This is a genomic window from Pyxidicoccus fallax, from assembly GCF_012933655.1.
GTDB classification, from domain to species: Bacteria; Myxococcota; Myxococcia; order Myxococcales; family Myxococcaceae; genus Myxococcus; species Myxococcus fallax.
Genome location: NZ_JABBJJ010000716.1, coordinates 1 through 1,107 on the forward strand (window position 1 = coordinate 1; position 1,107 = coordinate 1,107).

The 1,107-nt window shown below is 67.8% G+C and carries 2 protein-coding genes and 1 pseudogene; all 3 read right to left on the reverse strand.

Going from position 1 to position 1,107, the window contains the following annotated elements:
- Positions 1 to 454 (reverse strand): annotated as a pseudogene (bacP, locus tag HG543_RS53760) (bactofilin BacP); the annotation flags it as partial.
- A 3-nt stretch (positions 455 to 457) separates the two neighbouring features.
- Positions 458 to 781, reverse strand: a complete 324-nt coding sequence (locus HG543_RS53765; RefSeq protein ID WP_002636698.1) for a bactofilin family protein — start codon at positions 779 to 781, stop codon at positions 458 to 460.
- Positions 782 to 836: 55 nt separating this feature from the next.
- On the reverse strand, positions 837 to 1,107 hold a 271-nt coding region (bacN, locus tag HG543_RS53770), incomplete at its 5' end, for a bactofilin BacN (protein ID WP_169352689.1).

Below are 1,107 nucleotides of genomic sequence, written 5' to 3' on the forward strand. Positions count from 1 at the left end.
CGGGGGGACGCGCGGGCGTCGTCAGACGGGCCGGCGTCGTGGTGGGGCGCGTCGTCGTCGCGCGCACCAGCGCGGGGCGCTCGGCGGGCAGACGGCCCGGCTCCACGTCACCCATGTCCACGCGGCCGCGGAAGCTGGCGCCGTCCACGATGATGACGCGGGGGGCGCGGATGTCGCCCACCATGCGGCCCTCGCGGGTCAGCTCCACGCTCTCCGTGGCGTTGATGTTGCCCACCACCACGCCGCTGACGATGGCGTTCTTCACCGCCACGTTCGCCTTCACCACGCCCGAGGGCTCCACGATGAGCGTCCGGCTGAGCGTCAGCTCACCCTCCACGCGCCCGCGGACGGTGAGGTCCTCGTCGCCCGTCAACCGGCCGCTGATGAGGATGGAAGGCCCCACCACGGTGTTGTTGACGTTGTTGCTCCCTGAGAGCTCCTTCGCGGTGGCCACGAATCAGCGCTCCTTCATGTCCATGTCGACGTTGCCCTTGAAGGAGGCACCGTCGGCGATGAGGATGCGTGGGGCCTTGATGTCGCCCACCACGCGGCAGTCCGTCTTCAGCTCCACCTTGTCGCTGGCGACGATGTTGCCCGTCACCCGGCCGGCGATCTCCACGTTCTGCGTCTCGATGTCCGCCTCGACGACGCCGCTGCCCTCCACGTAGAGGCTCTCCTTGAGGGAGATCTTCCCCTTCACGGTGCCCTGGATGACCAGGTCCTCGTCTCCGGAGATCTCCCCGTCGATGACGATGCTCGAGCCAATGACCGTATTCGCCATGAGTGTTGTCCGCCCTCTCGAAAGGTGTGTGCCGGCGCGCAAGCCGGCGTGAGTCTCAGATGTCGTCCGGCAGCTTCACGTCCATCTCGATGGAGCCGTTGAACACGGCCCCGTCCTCGATGACGACGCGAGGTGCCTTGATGTCGCCGGCCACCTTGGCCGAGGCGTTGATGGCCACACGGGTCGAGGCGTCGATGTTGCCGCTCGCCTCGCCGTTGATGGTCAGCTCCTCGGCGCGGATGTCCGCCTGCACCTTCCCGGTGCCCTCGATGGTGAGGTGGTTCTTCAGGGCAATCTGCCCCTCCACCCGCCCCTCGATGACCAGG